Origin of the sequence: Faecalibacterium sp. Marseille-Q4896 (genome assembly GCF_017377615.1) — a bacterium.
GTDB lineage: Bacteria > Bacillota > Clostridia > Oscillospirales > Ruminococcaceae > Faecalibacterium > Faecalibacterium taiwanense.
The window spans coordinates 255,029-273,588 of sequence record NZ_JAFREG010000003.1; the positions used below are offsets into that span (position 1 = coordinate 255,029).

Genomic DNA, 18,560 nt, shown 5'->3' on the forward strand with positions numbered 1-18,560 from the left:
TAACAATTTAGCTGCATTACATTTTATATTTTACACAAAAGAATTTACTTTTGCAACATATTTCAACAAAAAAGATAGTTTTTTCTTGTGAATATTATCTTCAGGGGCCATTCTGAACCAAAAAAGTGCCTTTTTGCGTGGTTCTGCCCCCTATTCTACCGGAAAAATGTGTTGCTTTTTTGAAATTCGGGTGAAAAGCCGACCCTGTCAGCTGGAAATTTTTGACACTTCTTCGGCAGAAAGCTCCCGCCACTGGCCCGGTGCAAGGGCCGGGTCGAGTGCAAGGCCGCCGATGGCATCCCGGTGCAGGCCGTTCACGCCTGCGCCATACACGCCGAACATCCGCTTGATCTGGTGGTATACGCCCTGCTTGAGCACCACCCGCACAGTGCAGCCATCGGCAGAAAGGGCCGTGACCTCCGCAGGCGAAAGTGCGGTGCCGTCGGCAAGGGTCACGCCCGCCGCAAAGCCGGTGCGCATCTGCTCGGTCAGCGGCGTGTCCAACACCACGGTGTAGGTCTTGGAGACGTGGCGCTTTGGAGCAAGGATGTCGTGGGCAAAGGTGCCGTCATCGGTCAGCAGCACAAAGCCGGTGCTGGTCTTGTCCAGCCTTCCCGCCGGGAACAGCTGCCGCCGGGGATAGGCATCCCCCACCAGATCGACCACGGTGGTGTCACGCTTGTCGGTGGAAGCGCTCACCACGCCCTCGGGCTTGTTGAGCATGATGTACACGAACTGCCGATAATTCAGGGCTTTGCCGTCCACGGCCACCGTATCGGTTTCCCTGAGCTGGGTGTCCCCTTTTTTGCAGACAGTACCGTTCACCTGCACCCGCCCTTTGGAAAGCAGCGCCTTAGCTTCGCTGCGGGTGCACTGGGCCGTCTCGGCTAAGTATTTATCCAATCGCATACGCGGTTCTCCTTTTACATAGGTTTGGAGTTTTAGTGTAACATGATAAAATGATTTGCGCAAGAGAACTCCTTCCGTCATCGCTGCGCAATGCCACCTTCCTTTATTAGGGAGGCTTTGGCCGTACGGTAAACTCTTCCTCTTCGTCAGAGGCTCCCTCTTTGAGAAAGACTTCCCCCGGTCGGGGGAAGATGTCACCGAAAGGTGACAAAAAGGGGAACGGCTGACGCACGAAGTGCAGCTGAAGGAGTTTTTCTTTCCGGCCCTTTTCGTGAAAAAGCAAGAAGGAGAAGCCCGCAGGCTTCTCCTTCTTGCAAAACAAACTGTAACTTCCGCTGTTTATGCTCAGAGCGTAAGCGGAGAGCATTTAAAATCAAACACTCAAAGATGCGTGCTGCTCCACGGCGTCGGGGTTAGCATCGAAGATGGGCTTGAGCACATTGGCGATGAACTCCTCCACCTGCTGCGGTGCACGGCCCACAAAGTTCTCCGGCACAAGGCCCGCCACGATCTCCTCGCGGGTCAGGCCAAAGGCAGGGTCGGCAGCAATACGGTCCACCATATCGTTGGGCAGGCCCTCTTCCTTGACCTGCTTGCCGGCGGCGATGGCGTGCTGGCGCAGACGCTCGTGCAGCTCCTGACGGTTGCCGCCCTTTTCCACAGCCTGCATCATGATGTTCTCGCTGGCCATGAAGGGCAGCTCTGCCATCAGACGGCTGCGCACCACCTTGGGATACACCACGATGCCGTCGGTGACGTTGAGCATGATGTTCAGGATAGCGTCGGTGGCAAGGAAGCCCTCAGCCATGGCGACACGCTTGTTGGCGCTGTCGTCCAGCGTGCGCTCAAACCACTGGGTGCCGGTGGTGAAGCTGGGGTTCAGCACATCTACCATCAGGTAGCGGCTCAGTGCGCAGATACGCTCGCAGCGCATGGGGTTGCGCTTGTAAGGCATGGCGGAGGAACCGATCTGGTTCTTTTCAAACGGCTCTTCCATCTCCTTGAAGTTAGCCAGCAGACGCAGGTCGGTGGCAAACTTCATGCAGCTCTGGCCAATGCCGGCAAGGGCGTTCAGGATGAAGGCATCCACCTTGCGGCTGTAGGTCTGGCCGGACACGGGGATGACCGCTTCGGGCGCAAAGCCCATCTCCTTGGCGATGGAAGCATCCACGGCGCGGATCTTATCGGCATCGCCCTTGAACAGCTCCATAAAGGAAGCCTGCGTGCCGGTGGTACCCTTGACACCGCGCAGCTGCAGAACAGCAAGACGGTGGTCGATCTCCTGCAGGTCCATCACCAGCTCGTTGGCCCACAGGGTGGCGCGCTTGCCCACGGTGGTGGGCTGAGCGGGCTGGCAGTGAGTGTAGGCCATGCAGGGCATGTCCTTGTATTCCTCGGCGAAGCGGCCCAGCTTTGCCAACACACCGATTAGCTTTTTGCGCACCAGTTCCAGACCCTGACGCATCACGATGATGTCGGTGTTGTCGCCCACATAGCAGCTGGTGGCACCCAGATGGATGATGCCGGCCGCCTTGGGGCACTGCTGGCCGTAGGCGTACACATGGCTCATCACGTCGTGGCGCACCAGCTTTTCGCGCTCGATGGCCACTTCATAGTTGATATCGTCCACATGGGCTTCCAGCTCAGCCACCATATCGGGGGTGATGTTGGTCAGGCCCTGCTCCATTTCGGCCCGGGCCAGCGCCACCCACAGGCGGCGCCATGTGCGGAACTTGTTATCGTCCGAGAAGATATACTGCATCTCGTCCGAGGAATAGCGGGTGGAAAAGGGGCTGATATAACGATCATGCTGAGACATTGATTGTTTCCTCCTGAAAGTGACTCCCCCAGTCGCCTTCCGGCGACAGCCCCCTCGGGGAGGGGGCCTTTCAGCCTCCCTTTCCGAGGGAGGTGGCATCGCACCAGCGATGACGGAAGGAGTTTTTCTCTATTCTACCATCAAATCTTGAAATAGTCCACGCCGCCCTCAAAGATCGGCTGATATTTGTCACCGGTAACGTTCTTGTACAGGTATTCGCCGCTGCGCTCCGAGTGGCCCATCTTGCCGAACACACGACCATCCGGGCTAGTGATGCCTTCGATTGCCAGCACAGAGCCGTTGGGGTTATAGCGCTGATCCATGGTGGGATCGCCCTCGATGTCCACATACTGGGTGGCGATCTGGCCATTCTTCATGAGGGTGTCCAGCACCTCCTGCGGAGCCACGAAGCGGCCCTCGCCGTGGCTGATGGCAACGGTGAACTGTTCGCCCACCTCGCACTTGGACAGCCACGGGCTGCCGGTGGATGCAATGCGGGTGCGCACCAGCATGCTCTGGTGGCGGCCGATGGTGTTGAAGGTCAGGGTGGGATCGTAAGCGGTGATGGGGCGGATATCGCCGTAGGGGACCAGACCCAGCTTGATGAGGGCCTGGAAGCCGTTGCAGATGCCCAGCATCAGGCCGTCGCGCTGCTGCAGCAGACGGCGCACCGCCTCGGTGACTTCCGGGTTGCGGAAGAAGGATGCAATGAACTTTGCGCTGCCGTCCGGCTCATCGCCGCCGGAGAAGCCGCCGGGCAGCATGACGATCTGGCTGTTATCGATGGCCTTGACCAGTGCCTTGCAGCTCTCGGCCACGTCGGCGGGGGTCAGGTTGCGGATGACCAAAATCTCCGGGTCGGCACCGGCGCGGGCAAAGGCCTTGGCGGTGTCGTACTCGCAGTTGGTGCCCGGGAACACCGGAATGATGACCTTGGGCTTTGCCACACCGATCTTGGGTGCGGCGGGTGCGGTCAACTTGCCGTTGATCTTTTCCACGGTGGGGCCTGCCTTGCGGTAGGGGTACACCGGCTCCAGCTTGCCTTCCCAGATCTCCTGCAGCTGGGCCATATCCAGCTTTTCGCCGCAGGCTTCAAAGACGTATTCCTTGGTGGTCTCGCCCAGGATCTCACCGGCGGGCGAATCGGACACCATTTCCAGAACGATGGAGCCATACATGGGCTGGAACATCTCATGGGTGGTCTTATCCGCACGCATCTTGAAGCCAATGTGGTTGCCAAGGCCCATCTTGAACAGAGCCTCGGCAATGCCGCCGTAGCCCACAGAGCAGGCGGATGCCACCATGCCCTCTTCGATCATGTCCTCCACGATCTTGTAGTTGGCCTTCAGGGAGAAGAAGTTGGGGCAGCCGGTCTCGGGGTCGATGATAGGCCGTACCAGCACCACCGTGCTCTCCGGCTTCTTGAACTCGGTGGACACCACCTTGTTTGCCTTGCCGATGGCAGTGGCAAAGGAGACCAGCGTGGGAGGTACATCCAGCTTTTCAAAGGAGCCGGACATGCTGTCCTTGCCGCCGATGGATGCAATGCCCAGACCCATCTGAGCATCCAGTGCACCCAGCAGAGCGGCCAGCGGCTTGCCCCAGCGCTCCGGGGCGGTGCCCAGACGCTCGAAATATTCCTGGAAGGTGAGGTAAGCATCCTCATAGCGGAAGCCGGAGGCCACCAGCTTGGTAACGCTCTCGATGACAGCCATCTGAGCGCCCTTGTACTGGTCTGCGCTCATCAGGAAGGGGTTGAAGCCCCATGCCATGCCGGAGCAGGTGCTGGTCTCGCCGTCCACCGGCAGCTTTGCCACCATGGCGTTCTGCGGGGTCAGCTGATAGGCACCGCCAAAGGGCATGAGCACGGTGGCGGCACCAATGGTGGAGTCGAACCGCTCAGACAGGCCCTTCTTGCTGCAGATGTTCAAATCGCCCACCATGTTCTTCATCTTCTGGCTGAAGGTCAGGCCCTCCCACTGGGGCTGCCAGACCGTGGCCTTTTCCACATGGACCTTCTGGTGCTTCTCGGCACCGTTGGAGTTCAGGAACTCGCGGCTGATGTTCACGATGGACATGCCGTTCCACACCATGTTCAGGCGGGGCTCAGCCGTCACCTTTGCCACCGGAGTAGCCTCAAGGTTCTCTTCGTTGGCGAGAGCAATGAACTTGTCCACGTCCTCGGGGGCCAGCGCCACAGCCATGCGCTCCTGGCTCTCGCTGATGGCCAGCTCGGTGCCGTCCAGACCCTCGTACTTCTTGGTGACCTTGTTCAGGTCGATGTACAGGCCGTCGGCCAGCTCACCGATGGCAACGGACACACCGCCTGCACCAAAGTCGTTGCAGCGCTTGATCATCCTGCAGGCATCCTCGCGGCGGAACAGGCGCTGCAGCTTGCGCTCGATGGGAGCATTGCCCTTCTGCACCTCGGCACCGCAGTGCTCAAGGCTGTCCAGCTTGTGGGCCTTGGAGGAGCCGGTAGCACCGCCCACACCATCACGGCCGGTGCGGCCGCCCAGCAGAACGATGACATCGCCGGGGGCGGGGCACTCGCGGCGGACGTGGGAAGCGGGGGTAGCGCCTACAACGGCACCGATCTCCATGCGCTTTGCCACATAGCCGGGATGATAGATCTCGTCCACCTGACCGGTAGCAAGGCCGATCTGGTTGCCGTAGGAGGAATAGCCTGCGGCAGCAGTGGTCACCAGCTTGCGCTGGGGCAGCTTGCCGGGCAACGTCTCACTGACCGGCTTGAGCGGGTCGCCTGCGCCGGTAACGCGCATGGCCTGATAGACGTAGCTGCGGCCGGACAGCGGGTCACGGATGGCACCGCCGATGCAGGTAGCTGCACCGCCGAAGGGCTCGATCTCGGTGGGGTGATTGTGGGTCTCGTTCTTGAACAGGAACAGCCAGTCCTCATCCTTACCGTTCACATCGCACTTGATCTTGACGGTGCAGGCGTTGATCTCGTCGGACTCGTCCAGATTTTTCAGGATGCCCTGCTTCTTCAGCTCCTTGGCGCCGATGGTGGCAAGATCCATCATGCAGCGGGGCTTGTTCTCGCGGCCCAGATCGGCGCGCATGGCCATGTAGCGGTCAAAGGCCTTCTGCACCACGGCATCGTCGATCTGCACATCGTCCAGAATGGTGCCGAAGGTGGTGTGGCGGCAGTGATCGGACCAGTAGGTGTCGATCATCTTGATCTCGGTGATGGTGGGGTCGCGGTGCTCCGAGCGGAAATACTTCTGGCAGAACTCGATATCGCCAAGATCCATGGCAAGACCGTTGTCCGCAATGAACTTTTTCAGCTGCTCTTCGTCCAGCTGGTTGAAGCCCTCCAGCACCTTGACCGGGGCGGGCACGGGGTACTCCATTTTCAGGGTCTGCTTGGTGTCCAGCGAAGCCTCGCGGGCCTCCACCGGGTTGATGACGTATTTCTTGATCTCGGCCACCTGCTCGTCAGTCAGGGTGCCTTCCAGCAGATAGACGCGGGCAGAGCGCACCAGCGGGCGCTCGCCCTGACTGATGAGCTGGATGCACTCGGCAGCAGAGTCTGCGCGCTGGTCGAACTGGCCGGGCAGATACTCCACTGCAAAGGACACGCCGTCGCTGGCGGGCAGCTCGGCATAGGTGTTATCCACCGGCGGCTCACTGAACACGGTGTTTGCACACTGGTTGAACAGTTCTTCGTCGATGCCTTCCACATCGTAGCGGTTCAGCAGACGCAGACCGGTAAGCGACTGGATGCCCAGCAGGCTGGTGAGCTCATTTTTCAGGCCGGTGGCTTCCACATCAAAGCCGGGCTTTTTTTCCACATAAATACGATAGACCATTGGGTAGGTTCCCCCTTTGTATTCTTTGAACCGACCCTCTCAGTCACGGCTTACGCCGTGCCAGCTCCCCCGAAAGGGGGAGCTTTTTCTGCTGGCGGAAAGTACCGCGTTCGATGGAAAGCATCGGCTTGCCCATTTTCCCGCATAAAGCTCCCCCTTCGGGGGAGCTGTCGCCGCCAGGCGACTGAGAGGGTTTTCTTTCTTACTGCTTCTCTGCCAGTGCCTTCAGGGCTCGCAGGCCGATATCGCTGCGCTTGTGCAGCTTTTCAAAGCTGATCTTCTCTGCCGCCTCATAGGCATGGCTCAGCGCATTGGTCAGCCGCGGGCCGGTGGCGGTGACACCCAGCACACGGCCGCCGGCCGTGACAAGGGCGCCGTCCTCGGTGATGGCGGTGCCGGAGTGGTAGACCGTCACATTCTCCTCGCCGGGCAGCTGGCCGTCCACAAGGCCTGTGATGGGCTTGCCCTTCTCGTAAGCCACCGGGTAGCCGCCGGAAGCCAGAATGACGCAGGCGGCAGCACCGTCCGAGAACTTGACCTCCTCGTTTTCCAGCGTGCCGTTGGTGCAGGCCTGCATGATGTGCAGCAGGTCGCCTTCCAGCAGGGGCAGCACCACCTGCGTTTCCGGGTCACCAAAGCGGCAGTTGTACTCGATGACCTTCGGGCCGTCCGGAGTGAGCATCAGGCCGAAGTAGAGGCAGCCCTTGAAGGGGCAGCCCTCGGCGTTCATGGCCTTGATGGTGGGCAGGAAAATTTTCTCCATGCACTCAGCGGCCACTTCCGGGGTGTAGTAGGGGTTGGGAGCAATGGTGCCCATGCCGCCGGTGTTCAGGCCGGTGTCGTGGTCGTTGGCACGCTTGTGGTCCATGCTGGACACCATGGGCTTGACCACCTTGCCGTCCGTAAAGCTCAGCACACTGACCTCGGGGCCGGTGAGGAATTCCTCCACCACCACATGGTTGCCGGATGCGCCGAATTTCTTATCCAGCATGATCTCCTTCACGCCGTCCGCAGCCTGCTGCTCGTTTTCGCAGATCAGCACGCCCTTGCCCAGTGCCAGACCGTCGGCCTTGATGACCACCGGGTACTTGCCCTCGGCCTTGATGTACTCCATGACCTTGGCGGGGTCGTCAAAGGTCTCGTACTTTGCGGTGGGGATGCCGTATTTCTTCATCAGGTCCTTGGAGAACACCTTGGAGGCCTCGATGCGGGCAGCGGCCTTATCCGGGCCAAAGGCCGGGATGCCCACTGCTGCCAGCGCATCCACCATGCCCAGAGCCAGCGGGTCGTCCTGCGCCACCACAACGTAATCGAACTTTTCTTCTACGGCAAAGCCCACCATGGTGTCCACATCGGTAGACTTGATGTTTTTGCACTTTGCGTCATAGCTGATGCCGCCGTTGCCGGGTGCGCACCAGATCTCGCCGCAGTCAGGGCTCTTTTTCAGTGCCTTGATGATGGCGTGCTCGCGGCCACCGCCGCCGACAACCAGAATTTTTTTCTTCATAATTGCACCTTCTCTATGCATCGGCACGGCGGAAGTTTCTCCGAGGACCGTCCGCTGGGGTTGGACCCTGCCGCCGCAGGCCGCAGGGCGGGCGATGGAATGGCCCGATTCGTGTCCGAGGAGGAAGCTTCCGCTGTGCCGTACTATCAGTGATGGAACAGCCGCAGGCCGCAGAAGGCCATTGCGATGCCGTACTTGTTGCAGGTGTCAATGACCTGCTGGTCGCGGATGGAGCCGCCGGGCTGCACGATGGCGGTCACGCCGGAGCGGCGGGCACGCTCGATGTTGTCGCCGAAGGGGAAGAAAGCATCCGAGCCAAGGCACACGCCGGTCACTTTGCTCAGATATTCCTTCTTTTCCTCAGCGGTCAGCGGGGCGGGCTGCTCGGTAAAGGTCTCGGCCCACACATCGTCGCCAATCACATCCTCGGGCGTATCGCCGATGTAAACATCAATGGCGTTGTCGCGGTTGGGCTTTGCCACATCGTCGCGGAAGGGCAGGTTGAGCACCTTATCCATGTGGCGCAGCTGCCAGTTGTCGGCCTTCTGGCCTGCCAGACGGGTGCAGTGGATGCGGCTCTGCTGGCCTGCGCCCACGCCGATGGTCTGGCCGTGGTAGGTGTAGCACACGCTGTTGGACTGAGTATACTTCAGGGTGATAAGTGCAATGACCAGATCACGCTTCTGCTCTTCGGTCACATCCTTGTTCTCAGTGACCCAGTTGTTCAGCATGGTGTCGGCGTTGATGACCAGCTCGTTGCGGCCCTGCTCAAAGGTGATGCCGTACACCTGCTTGTGCTCGATGGGAGCGGGCTTGTAGGCCGGGTCGATGGCGACCACATTGTAGTTGCCCTTTTTCTTGCCGGACAGGATAGCCAGTGCCTCCGGCTCGTAGCCCGGGGCGATGATGCCGTCGGACACCTCGTGCTGGATCAGCTTTGCGGTGGGCACATCGCAGATGTCCGAAAGGGCGATCCAGTCGCCAAAGGAGGACATGCGGTCCGCACCGCGTGCACGGGCATAGGCATTTGCCAGCGGCGACAGCTCCATATCCGGGGCAATGTGGTACATCTTGCGTTCCACATCGGTGAGCGGCAGGCCCAGCGCTGCGCCTGCCGGGGAAACGTGCTTGAAGGAAGCTGCTGCGGGCAGACCACAGGCAGCTTTCAGCTCCTTGACCAGCTGGATGGAGTTGAACGCGTCCAGAAAATTGATGTAGCCGGGCTTGCCGTTCAGCACAGTGACCGGCAGGTCAGAGCCATCTTCCATATAAATGCGGCTGGGCTTCTGGTTGGGGTTGCAGCCGTACTTCAGTGCCAGTTCGTTCATTGGTGCATCCTCCTTATTTCTCTATTGTTTTAGTCCTGTTTTTCCTCTGCGTCAAGCTTTTTGAGCAGTTCCAGCTCCTCAGGCAGCAGCTCCGGCTCTTCGGGGTCGTCCAGATCGCTGCACACGGCATCGTACTTGTTAAAGATCATGTCGCCGGTCTCGCCGGAGTCCAGATCAATGACCCGGGCAAACAGGCTCACCTTGTTGTCCGGGTTCAGGCTGCTCCACAGACCCTGTGCAAAATCGCCGATGGTGCGGGGGCAGGCAAAGCGCAGCGGCTCACCCTCAAAGCTGGGGATGGGATTTCCGTTGTGTTTGTAGGTGCTGATGAAATGGCCCTCGCCTGCAACGGGTTGCGGGTAATCAAAGAAATAGCGCTGCACGCTGTCGCCATTGCCGTCCGCAGACTTGAGAATGCTCATCTGATAGCTGCCGTCGGCGTACACCACAGCGGAGATGCGGGGGGTGTAGTTGGGGCCGTCCGGCTCAAAGGTGCGGGTGCGCAGGGCATCGGCAAAGCTCTTGCCCTGACTCATCAGGTCATAAATGGTATCGGTCTGGTCGCCGTTGGTCACGATATGGGTCTTGCCCAGCGTCAGCACCGGATTGTAAATAATGAGGCTGGGGTCCTCCAGTTTTGCGGGGTCCGCTGCGATGGTGCAGATGCCGCCGCGCTCGGGCACGGGGTCGAACACGCGGTTGCGGCTGTTCTCGCTGCGGCCCATGATAAAGTAGCCAATGAACATCTGGCGGCCATCCGGAGCCATTGCCACAGCAATGCCGCGGCCGGGGTACTCGTTGGATGCCAGATACTCGTTCAGGTTGATCTTTTCCATGTCAAATTCTCCTATTACGGAACTCCCCCAGTCGCCTGCGGCGACAGCCCCCTCGGAGAGGGAGCCTTGCCTCCCTCCTTGAGGGAGGTGGCACGCCGTCAGGCGTGACGGAAGGAGTTTTCACTCGATCTCTCCGCTGCACACCATAGCCACAGCCTTGGGCAGCAGCTTCCACTCGGCCTGCTCCATCACACGCTTCTGCAACACCTCGGGGGTGTCGCCGGGCAGGATGTCCACGGCCTTCTGCAGCAGGATGGGCCCGCCGTCGCACTCTTCGTTCACGAAGTGGACGGTGGCACCGGTCACCTTGCAGCCCCGGGCCAGAGCCGCCTCATGCGGACGCAGACCGTACATGCCGGGCCCGCAGAAAGACGGGATGAGTGCCGGGTGCACATTCAGGATGCGGCGGGGATACGCTTCAATGACACTGGGCCCCAGCACGGACAGAAAGCCTGCCAGCACCACCAGATCGATGTTGTGGTCTTTCAACGTTTTCAGCAGAGCTGCGTCAAAATCCTCACTACTGGCGTAATCCTTGCGGCGCACCACGCAGCCTTCCACACCGGCCTTTGCGGCCCGTTCCAGCGCATATACACCGGGCTTGGAGGCCATCACAAGGGTGATCCTGCCGTTGGGGTTCTCGCCTCGGGCTTCGCTGTCCAGCAGAGCCTGCAGGTTGGTGCCGCCGCCGGAGACTAAAACTGCAATGTTCAGCACAGCTCCACGCCCTCACCTTCTGCAATGACGCCCAGACGGTAAGCTTCCGGCTCGCCATTTGCGTGCAGGATGTCCAGCGCCTTGTCGGCCTGCTCTGCGGGGACGGTGAGCACCATGCCAACGCCCATGTTGAAGGTGTTGAACATATCGTGCTCGGAGATATTGCCGGTCTTCTGCATCAGCTGGAACAGAGCCGGGGTGCGGACATCTGCCTTGTTGATGCGTGCGCAGCAGCCCTTTTTCAGGCTGCGGGGAATGTTCTCGTAGAAGCCGCCGCCGGTGATGTGGGAAATGCCCTTCACATCCACCTCTTCCAGCACCTTGAGCACAGGCTTGACGTAGATCTTGGTGGGAGCCAGCAGGGCCTCGCCCAGCGTCTTGCCGCCCAGCTCTGCAGGGGCAGTGTGCAGCACATCGGGGTTTGCGTCAATGTCAAAGATCTTGCGCACCAGCGAGAAACCGTTGGAGTGCACACCGGTGGAAGGCAGGGCAAGGATCACATCACCGGCTGCCATGGTCTCATTGCTCAGGATCTTTTCCTTATCCACGACACCCACGGTGAAACCGGCCAGATCGTACTCCTCCTCCGGCATCATACCCGGGTGCTCGGCAGTCTCGCCGCCCACCAGAGAGCAGTCGGCCTGCACGCAGCCCTCAGCCACACCCTTGACGATCTCTGCGATCTTCTCGGGAATGTTGCGGCCGCAGGCGATGTAATCCAGGAACACCAGCGGCTTTGCACCGGCGCAGATGACATCGTTCACGCACATAGCCACGCAGTCGATGCCGATGGTATCGTGCTTGTCCATGATCATGGCAATTTTCAGCTTGGTGCCCACGCCGTCGGTGCCGGAGATCAGCACCGGGTGCTTGTAGCCGGTGCAGTCCAGCTCAAACAGGCCACCAAAGCCGCCCAGACCGCCAATGCAGTGCTCGTTCATGGTGCGGGCCACATACTGCTTCATCAGTTCAACAGAGCGATAACCGGCGGTGATATCCACACCGGCGGCTGCATAGCTTTCAGAATAGCTTTTTTCCATGGTCTTACTCTCCTAACTTTTTCTCGTCCTTGGGACGGTCGTTCAGGTGGCGTTCGTGAATATCGGTGGAAAGCACCTCGTCCGGCTTCACGGCATATTCGCCGGTAAAGCAGGCGGTGCAGAATCCGCATTTTGCGTTCTTTGCAAGCTGGACAACATGCTCAGTGGAAAGGTAGCCCAGCGTATCGGCCCCGATCACTTCATTGATCTGCTCGACCGTGCGGCCGGTGGCCACAAGCAGCTTCTGATCCGGGATGTCAGTGCCGAAGTAGCAGGGGTACTTGAACGGCGGTGCCGACACCATAAAGTGCACCTCGGTGGCACCGGCATCCCGCAGCAGCTTGATGATGCGGGCAGATGTGGTGCCGCGCACGATGGAATCATCCACCAGCACCACGCGCTTGCCCTTGACCGTGCTGGAAACGACGTTCAGCTTGATGCGCACGCTGTTCTCGCGCTGCTTCTGGCTGCCCTGAATGAAAGTGCGTCCGATGTACTTATTCTTAATAAAGCCGATGCCATAGGGGATGCCGCTCTCCTGCGAGTAGCCGAGAGCTGCATCCAGACCGGAATCCGGCACGCCGATGACCACGTCCGCTTCCACGGGGTGTTCCTGTGCAAGGAACCGGCCAGCCTGCTTGCGGGCCTCGTGCACCGAGCTGCCCTCGATGATGCTGTCCGGACGGGAGAAATAAATGAACTCGAACACGCACATCTGGGTGTCCGGCCGACCGCAGTGATCCTTGATGCTGCGCAGCTCACCGGTTTTTGCGTCTGCCACCACGATCTCGCCGGGCTCCACATCCCGCAGCAGGGTGGCACCGGCGGCATCCAGTGCACAGCTCTCGCTGGCAAATACGTAGCCGCCGCCGGGCAGGGTGCCGATGCACAGGGGCCGATAGCCGCGGGGGTCGCGCACGGCGATCAGCTTGGTGGCCGACATGATCACCAGACTGTAGGCACCTTCCAGCACATCCATCGTCTTGCTGATGGCGGTCTCGATGCTGCCCATGCGCAGGCGGTTGCGGGTGATCAGGTAGCAGATCACCTCGGTATCGGAGGAGCCGTGGAAGATGGCACCTTCATTTTCCAGCTGGCGGCGCAGCTCGATGGCGTTGGTCAGGTTGCCGTTGTGGCACAGTGCCATGGTGCCGCGGCCATGGCGCACGATCATGGGCTGTGCGTTGGCCCGCACGCGGCTGCCAGCAGTGGCGTAGCGCACATGGCCGGTAGCCATGTGCGCATTGGGGTTTGCCAGACTTGCCAGCACCGCCGGGGTGAACACCTCGTTCACAAGGCCGAGGTCGCGGTGGCCGTTGATCACGCCATCATCGTTCACGGCGATGCCGCAGCTCTCCTGACCACGGTGCTGCAGGGCATACAGAGCCGAGTAGGCCGCAGCGGCCACATCCTCGGTACCGGCACGGTCGTAAATGCCGAAAACGCCGCATTCTTCGTGCAGCGGATATGCAAAATCAGACATTGGTTCTCCTTTACAGCTGGGCGATCTCAGCCTGCAGCTTTTCCTCTTTGGCAGCGATCTGTGCGGCCATGGCGGTGCGCTCTGCTGCCAGCTTTTCGGCCAGAGCGTCGTCGCTCAAAGCCAGAATTTCCGCAGCCAGCCATGCGGCGTTCTTGGCACCGTTCAGAGCCACCGTTGCCACCGGGATGCCGCTGGGCATCTGCACCGTGGCAAGCAGGGCATCCATGCCGTCCATGGCACCGCCCTTCATGGGAATGCCGATCACCGGCAGGGTGGTGTTGGCAGCAAAGGCACCCGCCAGATGTGCTGCCATGCCTGCTGCGCACAGGATCACGCCGAAGCCGTTGGCACGGGCGCTTTTGGCAAACTCCGCTGCCCCGGCAGGGGTGCGGTGTGCCGAAAGGATGTGCGCCTCAAAAGGGATGTCCAGCGCTTTCAGCTGGGCACATGCGCCCTTTACCACCGGCCAATCGCTGTCAGAACCCATGATCACAGCCACTTTACGAACCATATCCAAACCTCTCTTTCTCAACCGACAAACAAAAAAGGCTGCGGTACACCCGTACCACGGCCTTTAATTCTGCGTATGCTCTCCCGACGCTTTGCACAAAGTTGCACGATGCCCCTGACATGCCCGAATGTTGTTTCGACCCATGAGACCCGGCAGCATCTTCATCATTGAAGTTCTCCTCCGCAGTTCCTTGTGCTTGCGTTTTCAGGCGGCGGAAAAGCCCTTTCTGCGGGCCGCCGTCCCTGTACTACATACAGTTTACGGCAAAAAAACATCTTTGAAAAGAGTGTTCCCACAAATTCTACCTTGTGTTTTCATGCCGTCAAAAAACTTTCAAAAGTTTTGTGCAGTTTCGACATTGTTTTTCTTTTTAAGTATGACTTATAGTTTAAGTATATTTTATGTAAATAGGATGCGTTAACTTTTTGTACAATAGACGGACTTTTTTAAAAAATAATTTTTGCTGTAATTGCCCGTGCAGCGCGGATGAGGTCCGCCGGGGCACAGCACACCTGCGTGCCGATGCGCCCGCCGGAGACATAGACCTTCTCCTGCGTCAGCACGCTCTCATCGAACACAGTCTTATACTGCTTTTTCATGCCTACCGGGCTGCAGCCACCGCGCACATAGCCGGTGACCTTGTTGATATCGGCCACATGGATCATGGCAACGCTTTTTTCGCCCACACTGCGGGCAGCGGCTTTCAGATCCAGCTCTGCTGCCACCGGAATGACGAACACAAAATAGTTTTTGCTATTGCCCTGCGTCACCAGCGTCTTATACACGCAGGCAGGGTCTTCGCCCATGCTGCCTGCCACATCCACACCTGCCACGGCAACGCCCTCTTCATGAGCGTACTCGTGGGCGGTGTAGGGCACCTTCTCGCGCTCCAGAATGCGCATGGCATTGGTTTTTGCTTCTTTTCCCATTGTAGTATTCCCCTTTATATTTAGCTGGTTCTATTCTTAAGTATGATGGCATTGGGTCAGCGTCCTCGCCCTCTCCGTCATTGCTAACGCAATGCCACCTCTCCCAAAGTGAGAGGCTTTGGCAATCCACGCAAAGTTTCCGTTTTTGCCAAGGGCTCCCCCTTTGGGGGAGCTGCTGAGCGCAAGCGAAGCTGAGAGGGCGAGCCTGCTTTTCCTTTTCCTGCCCCCATTCTACCACTTTCTTCAAAAAAATTCAAAATTCTCTTGACTTCAGTTTCCTGAAGTGATATCATAGCGTCACACACTTCAGAACCCTGAAGTTTGACACTGCAAGCTGCGGCAAAGGAGCCGGTCTCCCTCGCCGTTTCACACGATAAGGCAAAGGAGACAAAGCACTATGATCATCGTACTCAAACAGGACGCACCTGAGGTACAGGTACGCGAGTTCTGCCACGAACTGCAGGATATGGGCCTGCAGATCAACGATTCCAAGGGCAGTGAGAGCCACATTCTGGGCCTGATCGGCGACACCAAGGCCGTGGCCGAGAGCTGGGTGCTGGCAAACCCGGTGGTGGAGACCTGCCGCCGCGTGACCGAGCCTTATAAGAAGGCCAACCGCAAGTTCCACCCGGACGACAGCGTGATCGATGTGGACGGCGTAAAGATCGGCGGCGGAAACTTTGCGGTCATTGCCGGCCCCTGCAGCATTGAGAGCGAGGAGCAGATCACCTACTGCGCACAGCGCGTGAAGGCTGCGGGTGCTTCCCTGCTGCGCGGCGGCGCATTCAAGCCCCGCACCTCGCCCTACTCCTTTCAGGGTATGCGCAGCGAAGGCCTCGACCTGCTCAAGCTGGCACGCCGCGCCACCGGTGCTCCCATCGTGACCGAGATCATGAACACCGAGCACCTGCCCCTGTTCGAGAATGTGGACCTCATTCAGGTGGGTGCCCGCAACATGCAGAACTTTGAGCTGCTCAAGGCCGTCGGCCGTCAGAAGAAGCCGGTGCTGCTCAAGCGCGGCCTTGCCAATACGCTGGAAGAGTTCGTGATGAGCGCCGAGTACATCATGGCTGAGGGCAACGAGAACGTCATCCTCTGCGAGCGCGGCATCCGCACCTTTGAGACCAGCATGCGCAACACCCTCGACCTTGCCGGTGTGGTGATGCTGCACAAGATGACCCACCTGCCCGTTATTGTGGACCCCAGCCACGCCTGCGGCCACGCATGGATGGTGCCGGATCTGGCAAAGGCCGCTGTTGCTGCCGGTGCCGACGGCCTGATGATCGAGGTGCACAACAACCCCGCCAAGGCAAAGTGCGATGGTGCCCAGAGCCTGACCCCCGACCAGTTCGATGAGCTGATGCAGTTCATCGGCAAGGAAGTGGAGTTCTTCGGCAAGAAGCTGAACTGATGATTTGAACTATCCTCTGCGGAATTATTATTTTGTGTTTGCAACGAGGAAGATCCTGCGGGATCTTCCTCGTTGCTTTTTCACACTGCATCTTCCGGTTCTGCCCCTTTTCCTGTGAAAAAACAACCCCGGGGCGCTTGCGGTCACCCCGGGGTTGTTACAAGAATGATCTACTTTTTCAGGAGATCAGGCTCTTTTCCTTGGCCTTATCCCAGACAAGGCAGGTTTGGAGCTTGGTCACATAGCGATAGGGGCGGAACTCGTTTTCCTTCACATCGTCCATCAGACCCTGCTCTTCCATCCAGCTGGCAGCCTGCCGCAGATGAAGGTCGGCATCATCGATGTCGCTGAAGCTCTTCACCGTCTGCGGTTCCGGGCAGCCGGCCTTTTCCCAGATCAGGGTCGCCAGACCGGCGCGGTTGGAGGGCATGGGGACGTCGGGCATATTCAGCACACGATAGATGCCGGTTCCGGTTTCGTAAATGCCCCACACGGCTGCACCGGTCAGCGCAACAGCCGCAATGCCGGCCACCACATCGCTGCTGCTGCCGCCGCCGGGATTGACAGGGTCAACATTTCCGCCCTGATACAGCGCTTCGACGGTCACGTTGCAACCGGGCATCTTAAACTGTGCAGTCTGATCATCGCCCAGATCCAGCTCTTTGCCATCGTCACGCACGGCGCTCCAGCCGAGGAACTCTGCGCCCTCTGCGCCCTCCGGGAGGTTTGCCGTCACGGTCACGAGGGTGTTTTCCGGCACAACGGTGGCAGTATCCAGCTCCTGCTCCCCGGCACCGAGGTCAGCGGTTGCCTTCGCATTTACAGCGTTGACGATGTTGCCGTTGGCATCTGCCAGATAGCGGTATTCCACGCCATCATCGCCGCGCTTATAGCCGATGATGTAGCCAGAATTCATGCTGAAGAGTTTCAGCTTGTTCTGATAGCTGAGATCCTCGTTTTCCAGCGTGATATGACGGCCGCGGCTTGGATCATCGGTCAGGATCGTTGCCGTACCGGTAAAGGTCTTTTTGATGTTGATCGTCTGACCCTCACCCAGATGGATATCGTTGGTGTTGTTTTCGAACTTCACCTGCTCCAGGGTCACTTCCGAGCTGACAAGGTCCTGCACATAAATGCCGTCTTTGATGCCTTTGATCGTGCCGCCGATGAGCTTGATATCGCCGAAATTGCCGGAAATATCAATGGCAGCACCGGCTGCATTCGTGTTGGTCACCGTACCGTCGGTCATGCGCAGCGTGCCACGGTTACGAATGGTGCTTTCTGCATCCGAGGTAATGGTGCCGCCGTTGATCTCCACACGACCCCAGTTGTTTTGGATGCAGCTTGCCCCCTCAGATTCCAAAGTGCCATTATTGATTGTTACCGTTCCATTGTTAACAATGCAGCTTTGGTTTGTCGTTTTATAGTTTCCGCCGTTGATTTCAACAACTGCACCGGTATAATTTTCAACGATAGTACTCGTCTTGCCGTCGACGGCAACTTGCGGTGTAACCGTAACATCTGTCAGCGTCAGGTGTCCCTGGTTTTTGAACTCACTATAGAGCGATGACGTTTTGGTAAATGTTCCACCGTTGACATACACCGTATTAGAGTCCGTCGTCACGGCATACCCGGTGTTCGTCTGTATATTAACATTATTCAGGGTAAGAGTGTTGTTCGTTCCCTGGACCATGATCATGTTTCGACCCGGTGCTATATAGGTGCCGCCATTTATAACGCTCTCCACACCATTGCTTGCAGTACTTAGGTCGTAAAAATGCTGTCCGTTCAGTGTCACCGTGTGATTATCGGTGTTTTCAATCGTCACCAGTTTTGCATTTTCCACCCAGATAAAGACCTGATTATCCCGCGTAAACTTCACGTTACTAGCAATGTGAATCGTCACTTCATCATTATCGCTGGCATTAACGGTAATGCCTCCCGTATAAGTGTCTCCCTTTATCTCATAATCACCGCCCTTGGTGATTTTCATGCCCGTAGTGGGGATCGTCGTGGCCGTTTCCGCGTTTTCCTGCGCAGTTATGCCATTTTCAGGCGTACCCCCCCAGAGCAAGTGCATTGACCGGAAGGACAGATGTCATCATGCATGCCGCAAGCACTGCACTGATGAACCGCATCTTCTGTTTTTTCATCCTCAAAACCTCTGCTTTCTGTTAAATTTCTAAGACTTATGTCTTGCATTTTTAGTATAGCACCTCTATTTTCTGCATACAATC

General features: G+C 58.5%; 13 protein-coding genes. 1 reads left to right on the top strand and 12 read right to left on the bottom strand.

What is annotated here, in order from left to right; genetic code table 11:
• Window positions 1–207: 207 nt before the first annotated feature.
• From J3348_RS07450 to ybaK, 11 genes are all read right to left on the bottom strand, one after another.
• The gene (locus tag J3348_RS07450) at window positions 208–909 is read right to left on the bottom strand and encodes a pseudouridine synthase (RefSeq protein ID WP_207698671.1); all 702 of its coding nucleotides are present in this window, start codon (window positions 907–909) and stop codon (window positions 208–210) included.
• Between the two features lie 373 nt (window positions 910–1,282).
• Window positions 1,283–2,728, bottom strand: a complete 1,446-nt coding sequence (purB, locus tag J3348_RS07455; RefSeq protein WP_097775220.1) for an adenylosuccinate lyase — start codon at window positions 2,726–2,728, stop codon at window positions 1,283–1,285.
• Between the two features lie 140 nt (window positions 2,729–2,868).
• Window positions 2,869–6,561: a phosphoribosylformylglycinamidine synthase gene (locus tag J3348_RS07460; protein WP_207698672.1), complete on the bottom strand. Its 3,693-nt coding sequence runs from the start codon at window positions 6,559–6,561 to the stop codon at window positions 2,869–2,871.
• A 202-nt stretch (window positions 6,562–6,763) separates the two neighbouring features.
• Window positions 6,764–8,068 carry a phosphoribosylamine--glycine ligase gene (purD, locus tag J3348_RS07465; protein ID WP_207698673.1) on the bottom strand — a complete coding sequence of 435 codons (1,305 nt, stop codon included), beginning with the start codon at window positions 8,066–8,068 and terminating at the stop codon, window positions 6,764–6,766.
• A 146-nt stretch (window positions 8,069–8,214) separates the two neighbouring features.
• Window positions 8,215–9,396, bottom strand: coding sequence for a phosphoribosylaminoimidazolecarboxamide formyltransferase (locus J3348_RS07470; protein WP_207698674.1), 1,182 nt, complete (start codon window positions 9,394–9,396; stop codon window positions 8,215–8,217).
• 29 nt (window positions 9,397–9,425) lie between these two features.
• Window positions 9,426–10,232 carry an IMP cyclohydrolase gene (locus J3348_RS07475; protein ID WP_097775216.1) on the bottom strand — a complete coding sequence of 269 codons (807 nt, stop codon included), beginning with the start codon at window positions 10,230–10,232 and terminating at the stop codon, window positions 9,426–9,428.
• A gap of 120 nt (window positions 10,233–10,352) precedes the next feature.
• The gene (gene purN / locus J3348_RS07480) at window positions 10,353–10,949 is read right to left on the bottom strand and encodes a phosphoribosylglycinamide formyltransferase (RefSeq protein ID WP_207698675.1); all 597 of its coding nucleotides are present in this window, start codon (window positions 10,947–10,949) and stop codon (window positions 10,353–10,355) included.
• A complete protein-coding gene (gene purM / locus J3348_RS07485; RefSeq protein ID WP_097775215.1) occupies window positions 10,943–11,989 on the bottom strand; it encodes a phosphoribosylformylglycinamidine cyclo-ligase in 1,047 nt (348 codons plus the stop codon). The genes purN and purM overlap by 7 nt, the downstream gene beginning before the upstream one ends.
• A 4-nt stretch (window positions 11,990–11,993) precedes the next feature.
• On the bottom strand, window positions 11,994–13,472 hold the full coding sequence (gene purF / locus J3348_RS07490) for an amidophosphoribosyltransferase (RefSeq protein ID WP_005944463.1): 1,479 nt from the start codon (window positions 13,470–13,472) through the stop codon (window positions 11,994–11,996).
• 10 nt (window positions 13,473–13,482) lie between these two features.
• Window positions 13,483–13,983, bottom strand: coding sequence for a 5-(carboxyamino)imidazole ribonucleotide mutase (purE, locus tag J3348_RS07495; protein ID WP_097775213.1), 501 nt, complete (start codon window positions 13,981–13,983; stop codon window positions 13,483–13,485).
• Between the two features lie 446 nt (window positions 13,984–14,429).
• Window positions 14,430–14,912 (bottom strand): Cys-tRNA(Pro) deacylase, encoded by a 483-nt coding sequence (gene ybaK, locus J3348_RS07500; protein ID WP_005944468.1) that lies wholly within the window; start codon window positions 14,910–14,912, stop codon window positions 14,430–14,432.
• A 397-nt stretch (window positions 14,913–15,309) separates the two neighbouring features.
• Between ybaK and aroF the strand changes: the two genes are divergently transcribed.
• Window positions 15,310–16,323, top strand: a complete 1,014-nt coding sequence (gene aroF, locus J3348_RS07505) for a 3-deoxy-7-phosphoheptulonate synthase (protein ID WP_005944470.1) — start codon at window positions 15,310–15,312, stop codon at window positions 16,321–16,323.
• A 178-nt stretch (window positions 16,324–16,501) separates the two neighbouring features.
• Here aroF and J3348_RS07510 read toward each other — a convergent pair whose 3' ends face one another.
• Complete coding sequence (locus J3348_RS07510; protein ID WP_207698676.1) at window positions 16,502–18,316, bottom strand: carbohydrate-binding domain-containing protein; 1,815 nt, start codon at window positions 18,314–18,316, stop codon at window positions 16,502–16,504.
• Window positions 18,317–18,560 lie beyond the last annotated feature (244 nt).